The sequence below is a fragment of the Bradyrhizobium sp. WSM2793 genome, assembly GCF_000379585.1.
Taxonomy (GTDB): domain Bacteria; phylum Pseudomonadota; class Alphaproteobacteria; order Rhizobiales; family Xanthobacteraceae; genus Bradyrhizobium.
Window position 1 is genome coordinate 527,619 of record NZ_KB902768.1, and the last position, 20,421, is coordinate 548,039.

Annotated in this window: 18 protein-coding genes; 9 read left to right on the forward strand and 9 right to left on the reverse strand. The window is 65.1% G+C overall.

Annotation, left to right across the window (positions count from 1 at the left end; genetic code table 11):
* Positions 1 to 65: 65 nt before the first annotated feature.
* From A3AS_RS0102285 to A3AS_RS0102325, 9 genes are all read left to right on the forward strand, one after another.
* Entirely contained in the window at positions 66 to 1,685 is a 1,620-nt protein-coding gene (locus A3AS_RS0102285) for an ABC transporter substrate-binding protein (RefSeq protein WP_018315989.1), read from the forward strand.
* 28 nt (positions 1,686 to 1,713) lie between these two features.
* Positions 1,714 to 2,748, forward strand: coding sequence for an ABC transporter permease (locus A3AS_RS0102290; protein ID WP_026201579.1), 1,035 nt, complete (start codon positions 1,714 to 1,716; stop codon positions 2,746 to 2,748).
* Complete coding sequence (locus tag A3AS_RS0102295; RefSeq protein ID WP_018315991.1) at positions 2,745 to 3,593, forward strand: ABC transporter permease; 849 nt, start codon at positions 2,745 to 2,747, stop codon at positions 3,591 to 3,593. The genes A3AS_RS0102290 and A3AS_RS0102295 overlap by 4 nt, the downstream gene beginning before the upstream one ends.
* Entirely contained in the window at positions 3,590 to 5,251 is a 1,662-nt protein-coding gene (locus A3AS_RS0102300; RefSeq protein WP_018315992.1) for an ABC transporter ATP-binding protein, read from the forward strand. Before A3AS_RS0102295 ends, A3AS_RS0102300 begins: the two co-directional genes overlap by 4 nt.
* A 141-nt stretch (positions 5,252 to 5,392) precedes the next feature.
* Positions 5,393 to 6,994, forward strand: a complete 1,602-nt coding sequence (locus tag A3AS_RS0102305; RefSeq protein WP_018315993.1) for an ABC transporter substrate-binding protein — start codon at positions 5,393 to 5,395, stop codon at positions 6,992 to 6,994.
* A 17-nt stretch (positions 6,995 to 7,011) separates the two neighbouring features.
* Positions 7,012 to 7,953, forward strand: coding sequence for an ABC transporter permease (locus A3AS_RS0102310; RefSeq protein WP_018315994.1), 942 nt, complete (start codon positions 7,012 to 7,014; stop codon positions 7,951 to 7,953).
* The gene (locus tag A3AS_RS0102315; protein WP_018315995.1) at positions 7,950 to 8,873 is read left to right on the forward strand and encodes an ABC transporter permease; all 924 of its coding nucleotides are present in this window, start codon (positions 7,950 to 7,952) and stop codon (positions 8,871 to 8,873) included. The genes A3AS_RS0102310 and A3AS_RS0102315 overlap by 4 nt, the downstream gene beginning before the upstream one ends.
* 15 nt (positions 8,874 to 8,888) lie before the next feature.
* The gene (locus tag A3AS_RS0102320; protein ID WP_018315996.1) at positions 8,889 to 9,878 is read left to right on the forward strand and encodes an ABC transporter ATP-binding protein; all 990 of its coding nucleotides are present in this window, start codon (positions 8,889 to 8,891) and stop codon (positions 9,876 to 9,878) included.
* Entirely contained in the window at positions 9,875 to 10,867 is a 993-nt protein-coding gene (locus A3AS_RS0102325; RefSeq protein WP_018315997.1) for an ABC transporter ATP-binding protein, read from the forward strand. The genes A3AS_RS0102320 and A3AS_RS0102325 overlap by 4 nt, the downstream gene beginning before the upstream one ends.
* Positions 10,868 to 10,957: 90 nt before the next feature.
* Here the strand turns inward: A3AS_RS0102325 and A3AS_RS0102330 are convergent, their stop codons facing one another.
* The 9 genes from A3AS_RS0102330 to A3AS_RS0102370 form a co-directional block, all read right to left on the reverse strand.
* Complete coding sequence (locus A3AS_RS0102330; RefSeq protein WP_018315998.1) at positions 10,958 to 11,245, reverse strand: YciI family protein; 288 nt, start codon at positions 11,243 to 11,245, stop codon at positions 10,958 to 10,960.
* A 73-nt stretch (positions 11,246 to 11,318) separates the two neighbouring features.
* Entirely contained in the window at positions 11,319 to 12,293 is a 975-nt protein-coding gene (locus A3AS_RS0102335) for a sugar ABC transporter substrate-binding protein (RefSeq protein ID WP_018315999.1), read from the reverse strand.
* A gap of 44 nt (positions 12,294 to 12,337) precedes the next feature.
* The gene (locus tag A3AS_RS0102340) at positions 12,338 to 13,315 is read right to left on the reverse strand and encodes an ABC transporter permease (protein ID WP_018316000.1); all 978 of its coding nucleotides are present in this window, start codon (positions 13,313 to 13,315) and stop codon (positions 12,338 to 12,340) included.
* Positions 13,312 to 14,262 carry an ABC transporter permease gene (locus tag A3AS_RS0102345; protein WP_018316001.1) on the reverse strand — a complete coding sequence of 317 codons (951 nt, stop codon included), beginning with the start codon at positions 14,260 to 14,262 and terminating at the stop codon, positions 13,312 to 13,314. The genes A3AS_RS0102340 and A3AS_RS0102345 overlap by 4 nt, the downstream gene beginning before the upstream one ends.
* On the reverse strand, positions 14,255 to 15,778 hold the full coding sequence (locus A3AS_RS0102350; RefSeq protein WP_018316002.1) for a sugar ABC transporter ATP-binding protein: 1,524 nt from the start codon (positions 15,776 to 15,778) through the stop codon (positions 14,255 to 14,257). The genes A3AS_RS0102345 and A3AS_RS0102350 overlap by 8 nt, the downstream gene beginning before the upstream one ends.
* Positions 15,775 to 17,169, reverse strand: coding sequence for an FAD-linked oxidase C-terminal domain-containing protein (locus tag A3AS_RS0102355; RefSeq protein ID WP_018316003.1), 1,395 nt, complete (start codon positions 17,167 to 17,169; stop codon positions 15,775 to 15,777). The genes A3AS_RS0102350 and A3AS_RS0102355 overlap by 4 nt, the downstream gene beginning before the upstream one ends.
* Positions 17,170 to 17,227: 58 nt before the next feature.
* Positions 17,228 to 18,112, reverse strand: a complete 885-nt coding sequence (locus tag A3AS_RS0102360; protein ID WP_018316004.1) for an intradiol ring-cleavage dioxygenase — start codon at positions 18,110 to 18,112, stop codon at positions 17,228 to 17,230.
* Between the two features lie 16 nt (positions 18,113 to 18,128).
* Positions 18,129 to 19,031 (reverse strand): NAD(P)-dependent oxidoreductase, encoded by a 903-nt coding sequence (locus A3AS_RS0102365; protein ID WP_020508600.1) that lies wholly within the window; start codon positions 19,029 to 19,031, stop codon positions 18,129 to 18,131.
* A 22-nt stretch (positions 19,032 to 19,053) separates the two neighbouring features.
* Positions 19,054 to 20,418, reverse strand: coding sequence for an amidohydrolase family protein (locus A3AS_RS0102370; RefSeq protein ID WP_018316006.1), 1,365 nt, complete (start codon positions 20,416 to 20,418; stop codon positions 19,054 to 19,056).
* Positions 20,419 to 20,421 lie beyond the last annotated feature (3 nt).

Here is a 20,421-nt window from a genome sequence, read left to right on the forward strand (position 1 = left end):
GCGCAACTTGCTTCTTTCTTAACCTGCCTTGCTGGCATTCTTGTTCGAAATTCGGGGAAAAACCAATGCGTTTTGTGTCTTTCAGGCCGGCGTCCTCCGTGCTCGCCGCCACTGCGCTGTTGCTCGTCGCCATCGCGCCTTCGCAGGCGCAAACCCGGGCGGAGACGCTGCGCTATGTCACCGGCGCATCCGTCAACACGCTCGATCCCAACATCCCCGGCTCGACGCGCGAATCCTTCGCGCTGAGCATGAGCACCTATGACCGGCTGGTGGCGTTCGGCCGCAAGCAGCTCGATGGCAAATGGGTGTTCGATCTCGACAAGATCACCGGCGAGCTCGCCGAATCCTACGACGTCAGTCCCGACGGGTTGAAGCTCACCTTCCGCCTGCGCAAGGACGCAAAATTCCAGGACGGCTCGCCAGTCACTGCCGAGGACGTCAAATGGTCGCTCGATCGCTGCGTCACCGCGCCGATCCTCGGCAAGGCGCAGCTGCTTACGGGCTCGTTGACGTCGGCCGACCAGTTCAAGGTGATCGATCCTCTCACCATCGAGGTGACGTTGCCGAAGCCCGACAAGCTCGCGCTGCCGAACCTCGCCACCGTCTATCCCATGATCATCAATTCGAAGGTGGCGAAGGAGCACGCGACCGCGGATGATCCCTGGGCCACCGCCTGGCTGAAGGAGCACACCGCCGGCAGCGGCGCTTATGTGATCGAGACCTTCAAGCCGGGCGAGCAGGTGATCGTCAAGCGCAACGAGGCCTGGAATCGTGGCTCGCCCGACAAGCCGGCGTCCTTCAAGCGCGTGATCATCCAGTCGGTGCCGGAGCCGGCGACGCGGGCCAATCTGGTCGAGCGCGGCGATGCCGATCTCGTGGTCGATCTCCAGGCCAGCGACGTGCAGTCGCTGGAGGCCAAGGGCAAGCTGAAGGTGATCTCGACCCCGCAATACAATTCGATCACCTTCGTCTCGATGAACAACCAGATCCCGCCCTTCGACAACGTCAATGTCCGCCGCGCCGTCGCCTTTGCGCTGCCCTATGACGACATGTTCAAGGCCGCTCTGTTCGGCCGCGGCGCGCCGCTGTTCGGTGCGAGCTGGCCGGACGGCAAGCCGCTGAACGGCATCTATCCGTTCCAGCAGCCCGTCAAGATCGACCTCGACAAGGCCAGGGAATATCTCAAGGCCGCAGGGCTCCCCGAGGGCTTCTCGACCACTTTCAGCTTCAACGTCGGCCAGGCCTCGACCGCCGAGCCGATGGCGGCACTGGTCAAGGAGTCGCTTGCCAAGATCGGGATCAAGGTCGACATCCAGAAGCTGCCGGACGCGCAGATGTCGACGCAGATCAACGAGAAGAAGCTGCCCTTTTACACCGAAGGCATCGTCGCGTGGCTGCCGTCCACGGACTACTTCTACCGCAACTTCTACACCGGCAATCAGCGCTGGAACTACAGCTCGATCAACAACCCGGACCTTGCCGCGATCGCGCAGGAAGCCCGCTTCGAGCCGGATAAGGCGAAGTACGAGGAAGCAGGCCGCAAGCTCAACGCGATGCATTTCGATTTGATGCCGCAAATCATGCTGTGGCAGCCGAATCAGGATGCGGTGATGGCGTCCTCGATCGAGGGCTACACCTACGAGTTCCACCGCCAGGTCGACTATCGCGACGTCAGCCGCAAGTGATAGCGTCAGTCCAAAGGAGCTCTAGAAGGTGAGGACCGGACTTGGCGCAACGATGGTGCGGGCGGGCAGGCGGCTGCTGTCGTCGCTGCCGGCGCTGTTCGGTGTTCTGGTCTTCACTTTCCTCCTGATGCGCGTCCTGCCCGGCGACCCCGCGGTGTTCTTCGCCTCCGGACCCAATGCCGGCAAGGAGGAGATCGAGCAGATCCGCAAGCAGATGGGGCTCGACAAATCGGTACCGGAGCAGCTCGTGTTCTATCTCTCCGACATCGGCCGCGGCAATCTCGGCCGCTCCATGATGACCGGGCAGCCGGTGCTGAAGGATCTGCGCGAGCGGCTGCCGGCCTCGCTCGAGCTCACCTTCACCGCGCTCCTGATCGCGCTGATCGCCGCGGTGCCGCTCGGCGTGGTCGCGGCCTTGAAGCCGGGCTCGGTCGTCGATCACGGCGTCCGGCTGTTCTGCGCGCTCGGCGTCTGCGTGCCGACTTTCGTGTCGGGCCTGCTGCTGATCTACGTCTTCTACTATCTGCTCGGCCTTGCACCTGATCCGACGGGGCGGATCGACGTTTTTACTTCGCTGCCGCCGCAGCATACCGGGTTTCTCTCGATCGACTTCCTGCTCGCCGGTGATTTCGAGGGCTGGTGGGCGGCCTGCAAGCAATTGATCCTGCCGGCGGTGAGCATGGCGCTGTTCGTAATCGCGCCGCTGGCGCGGATCACGCGTGCCTCGATGCTGGTCTCGCTCGGCAGCGACTTCGTGCGCACCGCGCGCTCGGTCGGGTTGTCCTGGCGCAAGGTGGTCGTGACCTACGCGCTGCGCAATGCGATCCTGCCCGTCATCACCATCGCCGGCATCGTGTTCTCGACCATGCTGGGCGCCAATGTGCTGGTGGAGAAGGTGTTCTCCTGGCCGGGCGTCGCCTCCTATGCGCTCGATGCGCTGCTGTCCTCCGACTATGCGCCGGTGCAGGGCTTTGTGCTGCTGATGGCCAGCCTGTTCGTGCTGGTCAACCTGGTCGTGGACATCTGCTACGGCATCGCCGATCCCAGGGTGTCGATCGGATGACCAGCGCAACTCTCCGCCATTCGGTCTGGATCCTGCGCGGCAACCCGCTCACCGCTGTTGCCGCCACCGGCGTGCTCCTGTTCGTGCTGGTTGCGATCTTCGGACCGTGGATCGTGCCTTACGATCCCGTAGCCTCCAACGTCTCGGAGGCGTTGCTGCCGCCGAGCGCGGCGCACATTGCCGGGACCGACCAGCTCGGACGAGACGTTTTCAGCCGTCTCATCATCGCCGCGCGTCTTGATCTCGCCATTGCGGTCTCGGCCGTCGGCATCTCCTTCGCGATCGGTGCTGTGGTCGGTTCGTTCTGTGGCTATGCCGGCGGCCGGCTCGATCGCGGCGTCGGCCGCTTCGTCGACGTGATGATGGCCTTTCCGCTGTTCGTGCTGGCGATGGCCATGGTCGCAGCCCTCGGCAACCGGATCGAGAACATCGTGATCGCAACCGCGATCATCAATCTTCCCTTCTACATCCGCTTCGCGCGGGCCGAGGTCAATGTCCGCCGGAATGTCGGTTGGGTCGAGGCGGCGCGGGCCTGCGGCGAGAGCCATTTCTCGGTGGTGCTGCGCTTCCTGTTGCCGAACATCCTGCCTGCGATGGCGGTGCAGATCTCGCTCAACCTCGGCTGGGCCATTCTCAACGCCGCGGGCCTGTCCTTCATCGGTCTGGGCGTCAAGCCGCCGACGCCGGAATGGGGCATCATGGTCGCGGAAGGCGCGCGCTTCATCTCTACCGGGCGGTGGTGGCTGGTCGCATTTCCGGGGCTGGCGCTGATGATGGCCGTGCTGTGCTTCAACCTCCTCGGGGACGGGATGCGGGACATTCTCGACCCCCGCATGCGCACATGAGCGAGGCGCTGCTCAGCGTTGACGATCTCCACGTCGCGTTCTCGACGCGTCGCGGCATGGTCGAGGCCGTGCGCGGCGTGACGCTCACCGTCGAGAAGGGCGAGATGCTCGGCCTCGTCGGCGAGAGCGGCTCGGGCAAGTCGGTGACCGGCTTTGCCACGACGCGGCTGCTCGACGCGGCCGGCCGCGTTACCGGCGGCAAGATCCTGTTTCGCGGGCAGGACGTGACCAAACTCAGGGGCGATGACCTTCGTCAGCTCCAGGGCGCCGCGATGTCGATGATCTTCCAGAACCCGCGGGCGGCGCTCAATCCGATCCGGGCGATCGGCTTGCAGATCGCGGACGCAATCCTCACCCATAAGCGCATCTCGAAAGAGGCCGCGCGGGGCGAGGCGCTGGACCTGCTGCGCGCCGTTCAGATCCGTGAGCCCGAGGCGCGGATGAACGCCTATCCGCATGAGCTCTCCGGCGGCATGTGCCAGCGGGTCATGATCGCGATCGCGATCTCCTGCAATCCCGCGCTGCTGATCGCGGACGAGCCGACCACCGGCCTCGACGTCACCACGCAGAAGGTGGTGATGGATCTCCTGGCAGATATCGCCGCCGCGCGCGGCATGGCCACGATCCTGATCACGCACGATCTCGGGCTTGCTGCGCGCTATTGCCGCCGTATTGCCGTGATGGAACGTGGCCGCATCGTCGAGGAGGCGAGTCCCAGGACACTCTTCAGCGCGCCGCAGCATGCCTATACCAGGCGCCTGGTCGCGGCATCGCCGACCGCGACGTCCCGTATCGAAGACCTTGTGACGGATGAGGAGAGGGAGCGCTACGTCGGCAAGCCCCGAGCGGAGCTCGCGCACGGCACGCCGCCGCTCCTGGAGGTGCGAAAACTGGCAAAGCGTTTCGACCAGGGCTCTGCTGCGGTGGCCGACTTCTCGATGACGATGGCCGGTGGCGAGAGCGTCGGTCTCGTCGGCGAGTCCGGGTCCGGCAAGAGCACGACGTCGCGGATGATCTGCCGGCTGATCGACCAGAGCGAAGGCGACATCGTGTTCGACGGGCATTCGATCGGTCACGTGGCCTCGCGCGATTTTCACCGCTCGCCCTTGCGCAAAGACATCCAGATGGTGTTCCAGGATCCGAACGAGAGCCTCAATCCGCGCTTTACGGCCTTCGATTGTATCGCCCACCCCCTGATGCGGCTTGGCGGCATGCGGGCGGGTGAGGCGCTGCGCGAACGGGTGGAAGAATGTGCGGAGCGGGTCGGGCTCCCGCTGGATCTGTTGCCGCGCTTTCCGCACCAGCTCTCCGGCGGCCAGAAGGCCCGCGTCGGCATCGCCCGCGCTATCGCCTGCCGGCCGCGGCTGCTGGTGCTGGACGAGCCGACTGCCGCGCTCGACGTCTCGGTGCAGGCGGTTGTGCTGCAACTGCTCGACCGCCTCAGGCGCGAGAACGACATCGCGCTGCTGTTCGTCAGCCACGATCTCAACGTGGTGCGCATGCTCTGCGACCGCACCATCGTGCTGCGCAATGGCGGAATCGTCGAGCAGGGCGAGAGCCGGGCGCTGTTCGACAATCCGAAGACGGACTACACGCGCAAGCTAGTCGAGGCCATCCCGCATATCGAGACCGGCGAGATGCTGGCGGCAGCTCTGTGAGGCCTGGGCCGGCCCAAAAGACATTGAGATCCCGCTGGCGAAGGTCCGGTTAGTGGCATACCATTTGCACGCCAACGGGTTCTGGTTTCACCTGCTCTTGGCCAACGATGGCCGGCATCACGGCATTAACGGGAGGACTTCATGGATCGCAGGACCGTATTGAAGGGACTGGCTGGCGCGGGCGGTCTGGCATTGACGGGCCTCTCGGCCCCGGCGATCGCGCAGGGCGCATCAGCCCGCACCCTCCGCTTCGTGCCGCAAGCCAATCTCGCCAATTTCGATCCGATCTGGGGCACGCAATATGTCGTGCGCAATGCCGCCGCGCTGGTCTGGGACACGCTTTACGGCATCGACGCGCAGCTGCAGCCGCAGCGGCAGATGGTCGAGTCCGAGGAGACTTCGGACGACGGCAAGATCTGGACGTTCAAGCTGCGCCCCGGTCTCAAGTTCCACGACGGCGAGCCGGTGCTGAGCAAGGATGTCGTCGCGAGCCTGTCGCGCTGGGCTGCGCGCGATCCGATGGGGCTGATGATCCTCGCCAACCAGCAGGAATTGACCGTCGTCGACGACCGCACCTTCAAATGGGTCTTGAAGCAGCCCTTCCCGAAAATGCTCTACGCACTCGCCAAGAACAACGCGCCGTGCTCCTTCGTCATGCCCGAGCGCATTGCCAAGACGGATCCGTTCAAGCAGATCACCGAGTATGTCGGCTCCGGGCCGATGAAGTTCGCCAAGGGCGAATGGGTGCCAGGCGCCAAGGCCGTGTTCGAGAAGTTCACCGACTACGTGCCGCGCCAGGAGAAGCCGTCGTGGCTCGCAGGCGGCAAGCAGATGCAGCTCGATCGCATCGAATGGATCGTGATGCCTGATCCGGCCACCGCGGCCGCCGCCCTGCAGAACGGCGAGGTCGACTGGTGGGAGAACCCGATCGCCGATCTCGTGCCCGTGCTGAAGAAGAACAAGAACATCAGCGTCGATATCGGCGATCCCCTCGGCAATATCGGCTCGTTCCGCATGAACCATCTGTTCGCGCCATTCAACGACGTGCGGGCGCGGCGCGCGGTGCTGATGGCGATGAGCCAGGAAGACTACATGCGCGCGATCGTCGGCGACGACAACGCATTGTGGAAATCGCTGCCCGGCTTCTTCACGCCGGACACCCCGCTCTACAGCGAGCTCGGCGGCGAGATCCTGAAGGGCAAGCGCGATCTCGAAGCGGCCAAGAAGCTGCTGGCCGAAAGCGGCTATTCCGGCCAACCGGTGACGTGCCTCGTGGCGCAGGATCAGCCGATCACCAAGGCGCAAGGCGACGTCACCGCGGATCTCCTGAAGCGGCTCGGCATGAATGTCGACTTCGTCGCGACGGACTGGGGCACGGTCGGCTCGCGCCGCGCGGCGAAGACGCCGCCCGGGCAGGGTGGCTGGAACATGTTCCACAGCTGGCATGCCGGCGCCGACTGCATCACGCCCGCCGCCTACACCGCCATCCGCGCCAATGGCGAGAAGGCCTGGTTCGGCTGGCCCAATAGCCCGAATACCGAGAAGGAGATCACGACCTGGTTCGACGCCAAGAATCTCGAGGAGGAGAAGGCGGCGATCGGGCGGGTCAACAAGGCCGCGCTCGAGGATGTCGTCTATGCGCCGACCGGCTTCTTCCTGACCTACACGGCCTGGCGCAAGAACGTCTCCGGCATCACCAAGGGGCCGCTGCCGTTCTTCTGGGGCGTGTCGAAGTCTGCATGATCGTGCGTTGAGGCCAGATGCTCTCCTACATCCTCCGTCGCATCGTCGCGACCCTGCCGGTCATGGCCATCGTCGCGCTGTTCGTGTTCAGCCTGCTCTACATCGCGCCGGGCGATCCCGCCGTGGTGATCGCGGGCGACCAGGCGAGTCCGGAGGATGTGGAGCGCATCCGCCAGAGCCTCGGTCTCGATCGCCCCTTCCTGGTCCAGTTCGGAAGCTGGGTCTGGCGTATCCTGCACGGCGATCTCGGCACCTCGATCTTCACCAACCTGCCGGTCTCGGCGATGATCGGGCAGCGCCTCGGACCGACGCTGTCGCTGATGATCGTCACGCTGCTGCTCACGATCGTGGTGGCGGTGCCGCTCGGCGTGGTGGCGGCCTGGAAGGCCGGCAGCCTGATCGACCGCGTCATCATGGGCTTCGCCGTGTTCGGCTTCTCGCTGCCCGTGTTCGTGGTCGGCTACATGCTCGCCTACATCTTCGCGCTCGAGCTCGAATGGCTGCCGGTGCAGGGCTATACGCCGCTCAACCAAGGCTTCTGGCCCTGGCTCGAGAACCTGATCCTGCCGGCGATCGCGCTCGGCTGCGTCTATATCGCGCTGGTCGCGCGCATCACCCGCGCCGCCATGCTCGAAGTGTTGCAGCAGGACTATATCCGCACCGCCAAGGCCAAGGGCCTCGGGCAGGGCGGCATCCTGTTCATTCACGCGCTGAAGAACGCGGCGGTGCCGATCGTGACCGTGATCGGGATCGGCATCGCGCTGCTGATCGGCGGCGCGGTGGTGACCGAGAGCGTGTTCGCGATTCCCGGCCTCGGCCGGCTCACGATCGATGCCATCCTGCGCCGTGACTATCCCGTTATCCAAGGCATCGTCCTGCTGTTCAGCTTCGTCTACGTCCTCGTCAATCTGATGATCGACGTCATTTACACGCTCGTTGACCCGAGGATCCGCTATTGACCGATACGACCGTCAATCCGCAATCGCTTCCGGCCGGGCTCGTTCTTGCGCCACAACTGCCTGAAATCCTGCGGCCGGTCACGATCCGGCGCGGCTTCGTCGGGTTCTTGCGCGGCCATCCGACGGTCGCGATCGGCGGCGCGCTGCTGCTGGCGCTCGTCCTGATCGCGATCTTTGCGCCCTATCTCTGGACGGTCGATCCGACAGCGCTCGCCCCCGCCAAGCGCACCCGGGCGCCGTCGGCCGATTTCTGGTTCGGCACCGACGTACTCGGCCGCGACATCTATTCACGCGTACTGTTCGGTGCGCGGGTCTCGCTCACGGTCGGCCTGTCGGTCGCTATCTTCGCATCCGTGGCCGGCCTGGCCATCGGCATGGTCTCCGGCTTCATCCGCTGGGCCGACGGCATCCTTATGCGGTTCATGGACGGCTTGATGTCGATCCCGCCGATCCTGCTGGCGATCGCGCTGATGGCGCTGACGCGGGGGAGCGTCGGCAACGTCATCCTCGCCATCACCGTTGCCGAGATCCCGCGCGTTTCGAGGCTCGTGCGCAGCGTGGTGCTGTCGCTGCGCGAGCAGCCTTATGTGGATGCCGCAATCGCCTGCGGCACGCGCACGCCGATGATCATCCTGCGCCACATCCTGCCCAATACGCTTGCGCCCATGCTGGTGCAGGCGACCTATATCTGCGCCAGTGCCATGATCACCGAGGCGATCCTGTCCTTCATCGGCGCCGGCACGCCGCCGACCATTCCGTCCTGGGGCAACATCATGGCCGAGGGCCGCGCGCTGTGGCAGGTCAAGCCCTACATCGTGTTCTTTCCGGCGGCCTTCCTCTCGGTCACCGTGCTTGCGGTGAATCTACTCGGCGACGGTCTCCGCGATGCGCTCGATCCGCGCATGGCCAAGCGTCTCTGACCGGGGTTGATCGCGATGGCGCTGCTCGAAGTCGAAAACCTCCAGACCCACTTTCGTACCCCCGGCGGCATCAACCGCGCGGTGGACGGGGTGTCCTTCCATGTCAACGAGGGCGAGACGCTCGCCATCGTCGGTGAATCCGGCTGCGGCAAGTCGGTGACATCGATGTCCTTGATGCGGCTGATCCCGGAGCCGCCGGGCAGGATCGCAGGCGCGATCCGCTTTGCAGGGAGAGACCTGCTGCAACTCTCCGATCGCGAGATGCGCGCGATCCGCGGCAACGACATCTCGATGATCTTTCAGGAGCCGATGACGAGCCTCAATCCGGTGCTGACCGTCGGCCGGCAGATCCGCGAGACACTGATGATCCATCAGGGCCTGGACAAGCAGGCCGCCGAGGCGCACGCGATCGAGATGCTGACGCTGGTTGGCATCCCCGAGCCGAAACGCCGCGTGCGCGAATATCCGCACCAGCTCTCCGGCGGCATGCGCCAGCGCGTCATGATCGCGATTGCGCTGGCCTGCAATCCCAAGCTTCTCATTGCCGACGAGCCGACCACCGCGCTCGACGTGACGATCCAGGCGCAGATCCTGAAGCTGATGCTGGACCTCAAGCGACGGGTCGGCGCGGCCATCATCTTGATCACCCACGATCTCGGCGTCGTCGCCGAGATCGCCGAGCGCGTCATGGTGATGTATGCGGGCCGCAAGGTCGAGGAGGCGCCGGTGGCCGAACTGTTCCGCGCGCCGCGGCATCCCTACACGCAGGGCCTGCTTGGCGCGGTGCCGCGGCTCGGCTCGTCGCTCACGGGCACGGCAAGACGCCTCGCCGAAATTCCCGGGCAGGTGCCCGATCTCAGAAAGCCGATCACCGGCTGCGTCTTTGCCGGCCGCTGCGCGCTTGCGACCGATCTCTGTCGTCAATATGCGCCGGGGCTCGAAGAGAAAGGCCCTCGTCACGTCGCCGCCTGCCACTACGCGGCTAAGGGAGCTGTCGCGGCATGAGCCCTCCGCTGCTCCAGGTCAACGACCTCAAGAAGCACTTTCCGGTCAAGTCCGGCCTGTTCGGCCGCAAGTCCGAATTCGTCTATGCGGTCGATGGCGTCTCCTTCGAGATCGCGCGCGGCGAGACGCTGTCGCTGGTCGGTGAGTCCGGCTGCGGCAAGTCGACGGTCGGGCGCGCCATTTTGCGGCTGTTCGACATCACCGCGGGCCAGGTCATCCTCGACGGCCAGCGTATCGACGACGCACATCCGGGCACGATGCGCCAGATGCGCCGGCGCGTGCAGGTGGTGTTCCAGGACCCGTTCTCCAGCCTCAATCCGCGCATGCGGGTGCGCGACATCCTGGCCGAGCCAATCCGGAATTTCGGCCTCGCCAAATCCGCCGAGGATCTTGAGGTCCGTGTCACCTCCCTGATGGACACCGTGCGTTTGCCGCGCGAGGCGCTGAACCGCAGGCCGCACGAGTTCTCCGGCGGCCAGCGCCAGCGCATCGGCATCGCCCGCGCGCTCGCGGCCGAACCCGAATTGATCGTCTGCGACGAGGCGGTCTCGGCGCTCGACGTCTCGGTCAAGGCGCAAATCGTCAATTTGCTGCAGGATCTCCAGAGCGAGTTCGGCCTCGCGTTGCTGTTCATCAGCCACGACCTCGCGATCGTCGAGCACATGACCCACCGCGTGGCCGTGATGTATCTCGGCAAGATCGTCGAGATAGCTCCGCGCCGAGAGATCTTTGCCGCGCCAAGGCATCCCTACACCAGAGCGCTGCTGTCCGCGGTGCCGCTCCCCGAGCCCGGCGCCCAGCGCAATCCCATCATCCTCAGGGGTGACGTGCCGAGCCCGATCAATCCGCCGAAGGGATGCCGCTTCCACACCCGCTGCCCGCTCGTGTTCGATCGCTGCCGGGTCGAAGAGCCGGTGCTTCGCGCAGTTGGGACCGAGCAGTGGGTGGCCTGTCATCTCGAAGACGGAGCTGTGGCGACGAGCGGCTGAAGGGTGAGATTCGCGCCGGAAATTCGTCAGCAAAAACAACCCCATTCTACTGTGCATGGGGTTGTTTTCGCATTTTTGATGGGGCCGGCCTCAACCCTGCCGGCGCAGGAAGCCCGTGATCGTGACCTTTTCCCAGATGCCGGCCGCGGCAAAGGGGTCGGCGCGGTTGAAGGCCTCGACGTCGTCACGGCCGAGGGCCTCGATCAGGAACAGGCTGCCGATCATCGTTTGACCATCGTCGGAGACGAGCGGCCCCGACATCACGATCTTGACGCCGAAGCGCGAGGTGTCGCTGAGGAAAGCCTTGTGGGCGTCGTAATTGGCAAGCCGGGTCGGCAGCGCGCCGGCGCGGTCGACGGCGTGAATGGCGAACAGCATGGTCGTCTCCGTTTCTTGACTTTGGTTCTTGGGACGGCCGCGAGAGGCGGCCGTCCGGACGTGATCGGTGGACTTATTTCGCGCTGAGCTTGCCGGCATCCTCGAAGGTCGGGCAGGTCCGCTGCTCCAGCGGCACGTCGAAGGGTCCAAAATTGTCCTTGGTGATGACGGTCGGCTTCAGCACGATCTCGGCGATGACCGGCTGATTGCGCAGGGAGCGGATCGCCATCATGGTGCCGAGGCAGCCTTGGGCAAATCCGTTGTAGTCGCCGCTCGCGAGCAGCTTGCCGGACTTGATCGCGTCGATGGCCTCCTTGGTACCGTTGATGCCGATCACCTGGGCCTTGCGGTTGGCGCCGTCGAGCGCCTCGATCGCACCGACCGCCATGGCGTCGTTGCCCGCCAGCACGCCGTCGATCTGCGAATTCGACTGCATCAAATTCTCCATCACCTGGAGCGCCTGGAGCCGCTGGTAGTTGCCCGGCTGCGAGGCCAGGAGTTTCGCACCGGGGGTCTCCTTCAGCGCGTCGTTGAAGCCGCGGACGCGGTCGACATTGGTCAGCGAACCCTTGACGCCCTCGATGATGACGATGTTGCCCTTGCCGCCGAGCGTCTTGAGCAGGAACCGCGCGGTCTCGAGCCCGAGGCTGTAATCGTCGGCGCCGACGAAGGAGAGGAATTTGCCGCCCGCGGAACGGTCGGTGATGTTGACGACGGGGATCTTGGCTTCGTTGATCTTCTCGACCCCGGGTACCATCGCCTTGTAGTCGACCGGCGTGAACACGATCGCGCTCGGCTTCTTCACCACGACATCCTCGATCTGGCTGAGCTGCTCGGGGATCGAATCCGGCTTGGTCGGGATGTACTGAAGCGTCTTGGCGTTCAGCGTCTTCGCCATGTTGTCGGCGCCGACGCGCACCGTCTGGAAGAACGGGTTGGTCTGGTTCTTGGTGAAGACGGCGATGGTCTCGCCGTCGGCGCGCGCCTGCGTAGTGAACGCGGCCGCCATCAGCAGCGGCAGCGCCAGATAGCCCAGTTTCTGTCTCATATTGCCTCCATCCCTCGTTTTGCTTGTTGGATATCGAAAAACACTTACTGCGCGCGGCGGCGGGTCTTCATGTCGAGCCAGACCGCGAGAATGACGATGATGCCGGTGACGAGCGGCTGCCAGTTGGCGCTGACCGAGAGCAGGTTCATGCCGTTCAGCACCAGCGTCAGGATCAGCGCCCCGATGAAGGTGCCGAACACGGTGCCGACGCCGCCGAACAGCGAGGTGCCGCCGATCAGCACGGCCGCGATCGCGGGCAGTGTCAGGCTTTCGCCGATATCGGCCTCGGCCGAATTGAGCCGCGACAGGAAGATGATCGATGCAAGGCCCGCCATGGTGCCCGAGACCGCATAGACCAGCAGCAGGCGGCGCGCGACCGGGATACCGGAGAGGCGGGCCGCGACCGGATTGGCGCCGATCGCATAGATCTCCTGGCCCCAGATCGTGCGCTGCGCAAACAGCGTCCCGATCCCGAGGAACACCAGCAGCAGATAGACCGGGATCGGCAGGCCGAACAGATAGCCGCTACCGATCTGGCGGAAGCCCGCGGGGAAGCCGTGAAGGGTCTCGCCCGCCATGTACCAGTAAGTGAGGCCGTTCAGCACCCACAGCATGCCATAGGTGGCGATGAAGGAGGGGATGCGCAGCGCGGTGACCATGATGCCGTTGAGCAGGCCAACGATGCCGCCGCAGGCAAGCCCGGTGAGGATGCCGAGCGCGGGCGAACCGGTCTTGTGGATCACGGTGCCGGCGATGCAGGCCGACAGCGCAACATTGGCGCCGACGGAGAGATCGAGGCCGGCGGTCAGCACCACCAGCGTCAGGCCGGAGGCGATGAAGAAAGTCAGGCTCGCTTGTCTCAACACATTGAGGATGTTGCCTAGGCTGAGGAAGGAATCGCTCAGCACGGCGAGCACCGCGCAGATCAGGAGAGCTGCGAGCAGGCGATAGAACACCTGGATCGCGTCCTGCGACAGGAATGAGCGGGGCGGCATCATTGCCTCTTTGGTGATGTCGGTCATGCCCGGCTCCTGAGACCGTCGAGGAACAGCGCGACGATGACGAGGACGCCGACGCTTGCGACCTGCACGGAGGAGGGCAGCGAGATCAGGTTGAGCCCGTTGCGCAACACGCCGACGGAGAGGACGCCGAGCAGGGTACCGAGCAGCCAGCCATTGCCGCGCTCGAACGAGGTGCCGCCGACCGCAACGGCGGCGATGGCGTCGAATTCAAGTCCGAGGCCGGCGGTGGGGTGGCCGGAATTCATCCGCGCGGTCATCAACAGGCCCGCGATGCCGGCCATGGCGCCGCCGAGCGCGTAGACCGCGATCAGCAGCTTGTTCGGCGAGAGGCCGGCATAGCGCAGGGCCTCGCGGTTGCCGCCGAGCGCGAAGATGTAGGTGCCGAAGCGGGTGTGATAGAGCAGGCCGTGAAACGCAGCGTAGGTGACGAGCGCCATCACGATCGGCACGGGAATGCCGAGCAGCGTCGCCGAATAGATGTCGCGGACGCTGTGGGGGATGCCGACCACGCTCTGGCCGTCGCTGACGATCAGCGACAGGCCCTGGGCCATGCCGAGCGTGCCGAGCGTCGCGACGAAGGGCGGAATGCCGAGGATGGCGACTAGCCAGCCATTTGCGACGCCGAAGGCCGCACCGATCAGCAGGCCGGCGCCGAAACCCAGCAACATCGATTTGGTGGCCAGCGACACGATCGCGACGCAGAGCGAGGTCAGCGTCAGCACCGCGCCCATGGAGAGGTCCAGCCCCTCGGTCATGATGATCAGCGTCATCGGCAGCGCGAGCATGGTCAGGATGGTCGACTGCACCAGCACGTTGGAGAGATTGGCGACCGACAGGAAGCCGGGCGCGATCACGCTGAACAGCGTGATCAGGAGCACCAGGACGATGGCAACGCCGGGAATGCGTTGCAATGGATTGGGCTGTGAAACGACCGCGGCCTCACGCATGATGCATCCCCAATCGCACGATGTTTTCCTCGGTCAGTTCGTTGCGGTTCAGGTGGCCGGCGATGCGCCCCTCGCGCATCACATAGGCGCGGTCGCAGACATGGCAGATCTCGACCTGCTCGGACGAGATCATCAGTGCCGCCGCGCCTTCCGCGACCAGGCGGTCGATCAGCGCAAAAATCTCGGACTTGGCGCCGATGTCGATGCCGCGCGTCGGCTCGTCGAAGATGAAGAGCTTTGAGCCGGCCGCCAGCCATTTGCCGATCACGACCTTCTGCTGGTTGCCGCCCGAGAGCAGGCCGACGGTCTGACGCGCACTCGGTGTCGCGATCCTCAATTGCCGGATCAGGCCGTCGGACGTCCGTTGCGCGCCACGGGAATCGAAAAGTCCGCTCGGGAACAGTTTTCGCAGCGCCGAGACCACTAGATTGTCGCTCACCGAGCGCAGCAGCGCGAGGCCCTCGCTCTTGCGGCTCTCCGGGATCAGCGCGATGCCCCGGCGGGCGGCGAGGTCAGGCTCGCCGGAGATGGTCTTGCCGTCGAAGATGATCTCGCCGGCGCTGATGGGATCGGCGCCGAAGATGGCGCGCGCGACTTCGCTGCGGCCCGAGCCGACCAGGCCGCACAGGCCGACGATCTCGCCCCGGCGCACCTCGATGTTGATGTCGGAGATGCCGGTCGAGGCGGTCAGACCCTTGACCTCGAGCAGCAGATCGCCGGGCTTGTCGGCAAAATTGCGCGGATAGGTCATGTCGACGTTGCGGCCGACCATCATGCGGACCAGTTGGTCCGGCGTAACGTCGGCGGGCCGGACGCCGTCGATGCGCCGGCCGTCGCGCAGCACGGTGATGCGATCGCCAAGCGCGAACACCTCGGCCATCCGGTGCGAGATGTAGACGATCGAGACGCCGTCGGCCTTCAGCCGTGCGATCAGGGCGAACAGCAGCTCGGTCTCGCGGTCGGACAGCGCCGCGGTCGGCTCGTCCATGACGAGGATGCGGGCGTTCTGGCTGATCGCCTTGGCGATCTCGACCATCTGCTGCTGCGCGACGCCGAGCTTGTCGACAATGGTGGAGGGATCGATGTCGAAGCCGATGGTATCGAGCACGCGCTTTGCGTCGGCCAGGATCTTGCGGCGGTCGATGGTGCCCGGGATGTGGCCTTTCGGCTCGCGGCCGAGGAAGATGTTCTGTGCGATATCGAGATAGGGGACGAGCGAGAATTCCTGGAAGATCACGGCAATGCCGAGCTTCTGCGCATCGGCGGTCGAGGAGATCGCGACCTTCTCGCCCTTGTAGTAGAACTCACCGGCGTCAGCGCGGTAGGCGCCGCACAGCACCTTCATCAGGCTCGACTTGCCGGCACCATTCTCGCCCAGCAGCATGTGAACCTCGCCGGGGTGAACGGCAAAGGACACGTCATCCAGCGCCTTGACGCCGGGGAATTCCTTGCTGATGCCGCGCAGCTCCAGCAGCGGTGTCGGCGAGGTGACCTCGATCGGGAGCGCGTCGCTCATACTTTGGCCCCGCCTGAAAAGATCTTTCCGGGATTCATCAGACCATTCGGATCGAGCGCGGTCTTGATGGACCGCATCACATCGACGGCTTCGCCGAGCTCGTCGGTGAGATAGCCGATCTTGCCGAGTCCGATGCCATGCTCGCCGGTGCAGGTTCCGTCCATGGCGATGGCGCGGGCAACCATGCGGGCCTGCAGCGCCTTGGCGTCTTCGGCCTCCTCGGGCTTTGTCGGGTCGATCAGGATCAGCATGTGGAAATTGCCGTCGCCGACATGGCCGACGATCGGCGCCGTAAAGCCGTGCTCGTCGGCGTCGCGCCGCGTCTCGGTCAGGCATTCCGCCAGCCGCGAGATCGGCACGCAGACATCGGTGATCACGGCTCGCGCGCCGGGCCGGAGGCCCAGGCCCGCATAGAGCGTGTTGTCGCGGGCGTGCCAGAGCCGGCTGCGATCTTCCTGTGCCTTGGCCCAGGCAAAGCCGTGGCCGCCATTGTCGGCGGCGATCGCCTGCGCGGCCTCGGCCTGTTCGGCGACGGAGGTCTCGGAGCCGTGGAATTCGAAGAACAGGGTGGGCGCTTCGCGATAGCCGAGCTTGGCATAGGCATTGATGCCGCGCATCATGACGTCGTCGAGCAGCTCGATGCGCGCGACGGGGATCGCGGACTGGATCACGGAGATCGCGGTGTCGACGGCATTATGGAGTGTGTCGAAGCTGCAGACCGCGGCCGAGATCGCCTGCGGCACCGGATGCACCTTCAGCGTGATCTCGGTGATGATACCGAGCGTGCCTTCCGCGCCAACGAACATGCGGGTGAGGTCATAACCGGCGGCCGACTTCCGCGCACGCTTCGCGGTCCGGATCACGCGGCCATCGGCCAGCACCACCTCGAGCGCCATGACATTGTCCTTCATCGTGCCGTAGCGAACCGCCATGGTGCCGGAGGCGCGCGTGGAGGCCATGCCGCCAATCGAGGCGTCGGCGCCGGGGTCGATCGGGAAGAACAGGCCGGTGTTGCGCAGCTCCGCATTGAGCTGCTTGCGGGTAATGCCAGGCTGCACCACGACATCCATGTCGCTGTCGTGCACGCTGAGCACCTTGTTCATGCGCGCGAAGTCGAAGCAGACGCCGCCGGCGACGGAGGCCGCATTGCCTTCAAGCGAGGTGCCGGCGCCGAACGGGACGATCGGCATGCCCGCGCTCGCGCACAGCTTCAGGATCTCCGCGACCTCCTGCGTGGTCTCAGGGAAGACGACGATGTCGGGCGGCAAACTGCGATAATGCGACTCGCTCTGCCCATGCTGATCGAGCACGCCGCGCGCAACGCTCGCGCGCGGACCGATCATGCCCGTGAGGCGCTCGGCCAAGATGCTCGTGCTGACCCGCGGTCCCATCCTCAGCTCCCGTCTGCTCACTGTTGCCGGACTCTTGCTGGTCCGTCGCCGCTCTAGCTTAAGCGGCTCTTGCGTTGCTCGCGACCTGCTTCAGGCCGAAATCATAGTTGAGATGGAAATACTCGCTGTCCACCATGCGACCATCCGGCGCACGGCCGGCGGGATGCCTGGTGAATTCGCGGATCAGACTGTCCTTGACGCCGAACACCACGTCCGAGTCGAGATACTGGTCGCCAGCAACGAACACGTGTGTCACGAGCTGCTCGAATCCGGGCGCGGAAATCATGAAATGCACATGCGCTGGCCGCCAGGGATGGCGGCCCTGCGCCTCCAGCATCTCGCCGACCGGGCCATCATGCGGAACGGGGTAGGCGGCCGGCTTGATCGACCAGAAATGGAATCTGCCGTCGGCGTCGGTGTGGAAGCGCGCGCGCATCGCGAGATCGCCGATGTCGTCGAGCTGCTGCACGTCGTAATAGCCGTCATCGTCGGAGTGCCAGACGTCGACGACGGCGCCCACGAGCGGCTTGCCGTCGACGGTCGACACCGAGCCGGTGACCAGCATCGGATCGCCCTCCATCGGACCGGAGATATCCGCGCCGCTGTCCTTCTCCGGTGCGGCCTGGACAAAGAACGGACCGAGCACCGTGGTTTCGGTCGCGCCCTCCGGCATCGGATGGTTGATCGCGTCGACCAGCATGGAGACGCCGAGCGTGTCCGACAGCAGGATGAACTCCTGGCGCTTGTCGTCGCACATGTGGCCGGTGCGGGTCAGGTAATCGATGCCGAACTCCCATTCCTTTTGGGTCGGACGGATTTCGCGGACGAAGGCATGAAGGTGGCGCACCAGCGCTTCGCTGACCTGCTTGATGCGCGGATCGGTTGCGTCCTTGATCCGCTCCAGCACGGCGTCGGTGATCGTGTTCTCGTTGAAATTGCGCATATGTGCCTTCCGCCGATCAGAGTTTGGGCTCGCCGAGCCCGGACAGCCGCTCCAGGTGCTTGACCGTCGCGATGAAGTCGGTGTCGCCGTCGCCTTGTGCGACCAGCGAGCCATAGGTCTCGCGCACTTGCGCGGCGAGCTGCAGCGGCACGCCGACGGCATGGCCGGCCCCCAGGATCAGGTCGAGATCCTTGGCCATCTGCTTGCAGGAGAAGGTGGATTCGAAATCGCGGCTGCGCAGCGGTGCGGTCTTGTATTTCACCATCGGCGATGCAACCGCGCTGTCGTCGAGCACCTTCAGGATGTCCTGCCAGGCGATGCCGCCCTTGCGCGCCAGCGCCAGGCTCTCCGCCATCATTGCCGCCGACACCGCGATCATCAGATTGACCGAGAGTTTTGCGTAACGGGCTTCCTCAGCTGGTCCAAGATAGGTCTGTGCGCGGGTGAAGGCCGCGAACAGCGGCTTTGCGCTTTCGAAGGCGTCCTTCGGTCCTGAAACGAAGCAGGTCAGGGCGCCGGTGTGAACGATGCTGGCGTTGCCGGAGACCGGTGAACGAAGATAGGCAATGCCGCGCGCCTGCGCCGCGGCCGCAACTTCAGTGGAAGCCTCGACACTGACAGTGCTGGTTTCGATCAAACTGGCGCCCGGCGCCATCGCGGCGATGACGCCGGCGGGGCCGAGCAGGGCGCCACGCAACGCGGCGTCATCGGGGAGGGAGGTGATGACGGCGGCCTTGCCGCCCACGGCCTCGGCCGGCGATGCGGCAATCGCAATACGCTGCGCGCGTGCCTCGTTGATCCGCGCCGCGCTCTGGTCGAACGCGGTGACGGCAAAACCGGCCTTGGCGACGAGCGCCGACATCGGCAGCCCCATCTTGCCGATCCCGATGAAAGTGATGTTTTTCGAGGTATCTGTCATTTGTTGTTGTCCGTTGGCGCCTTCAGGCGGCGCGTCCCTGTCGTTCAATGTCCTGCACCAGCCGCCGGCCGGATTGCGCCAGCAGCTCTTTCTTGGTCTCCAACCCCTCAGCAAGCAGTCGGCCGTTCCGCTTCTTCCAGGCGCCGCTGATCATGACGGCCTCGATATTGGCGAGGCTCGTCTGCATCACGACGGTGGCGACGGGATCATGCACCGGGACAAGGTTGAGATCGGAGGCGTCGATGATGACGAGATCGGCGAGCTTGCCTGGCGTGAGCGAGCCGATCTGGTGCTCGCGGCCGAGCATGCGGGCGCCTTCCGTCGTGATCCAGCGCAGCGCTTCGCGCACGGGAATCGTGGTCGTCGCCGGAATGGCGCCGCTGGCCTTGCGGGACTCCGCGTTGTCGAGCGCCCGTTGCATCGAGAGCGCAACGCGCGCCGCGGAGAACAGGTCGCCGGCCAATACGGATTCCAGATCGATTCCAATGGTCGGCCGAACACCACGCTTGAGTAGCCGCCCTGTGATCGGAAAGCCATGGCCCTGGATCATCTCGTTTTCGGGCGTCACCGAGAAGGACACGCCGAGATCGACGAGACGATCGAGGAGATGGTCGGGCAGATCATTGCCATGGACGATGTTGATGCCGGTGCCGACGAGGCCGGCTTCGATCAGCTTCTCCCAGCCGTCGGGCGTCTTGGCCGGACCGCCGCCCTGATGCATCGATGCGATCAACTTGAGCTCGCGCGCCATGCGGAAATCATGCATGGCGACGCCAAGGGTCGAATAATGCGGGCCGAGGATCGCAAGGCCCAGCGTGACAAGGCCGTCGCGGTCGGCGAGGGGACCGGCCAGCAGCCGCTCGACCTCGCGGCGCGGGTGCGGCACTTCCGAGAAATGGGGCTCGCCGGGCTTCGGCTCCGGCTTCGGCGAGCCGTGGAAGAAGGCGGCGCGAATGCCGCTCTCGATCAGGCCACGCACGGCGGCGTCGGTATGATCCGGCGTCGGGTTATTGTGGCACCAGTCGACCAGCGTGGTGGTGCCGCAATTGATCTGGTTCAGCGCGCCGACCAGCGTTGCAATATGGATGTCCTCGGGACGGAATACGGTGGCAAGCCCGGCGTGCATGCGGCGGAAATATTCCAGCAGTGTCCAGTTCGCGGCATAGCCGCGCAGGCCCGTCTGCCAGGTGTGCATATGCGCGTTGATCAGGCCGGGGATGACGATGCGACCCCTTCCGTCGATGATCTCCGTGTCGGCCGCGACATCGATCGACGGTCGCACCTCGACGATCCGGTTGCCCTCGACCAGCACGTCGCCGTTGCCGAGGTCGCCGATCGCGTCATCCATGCTGATGACGGTCGCGGATCTGATCAGCGTGCGCCGCATGGT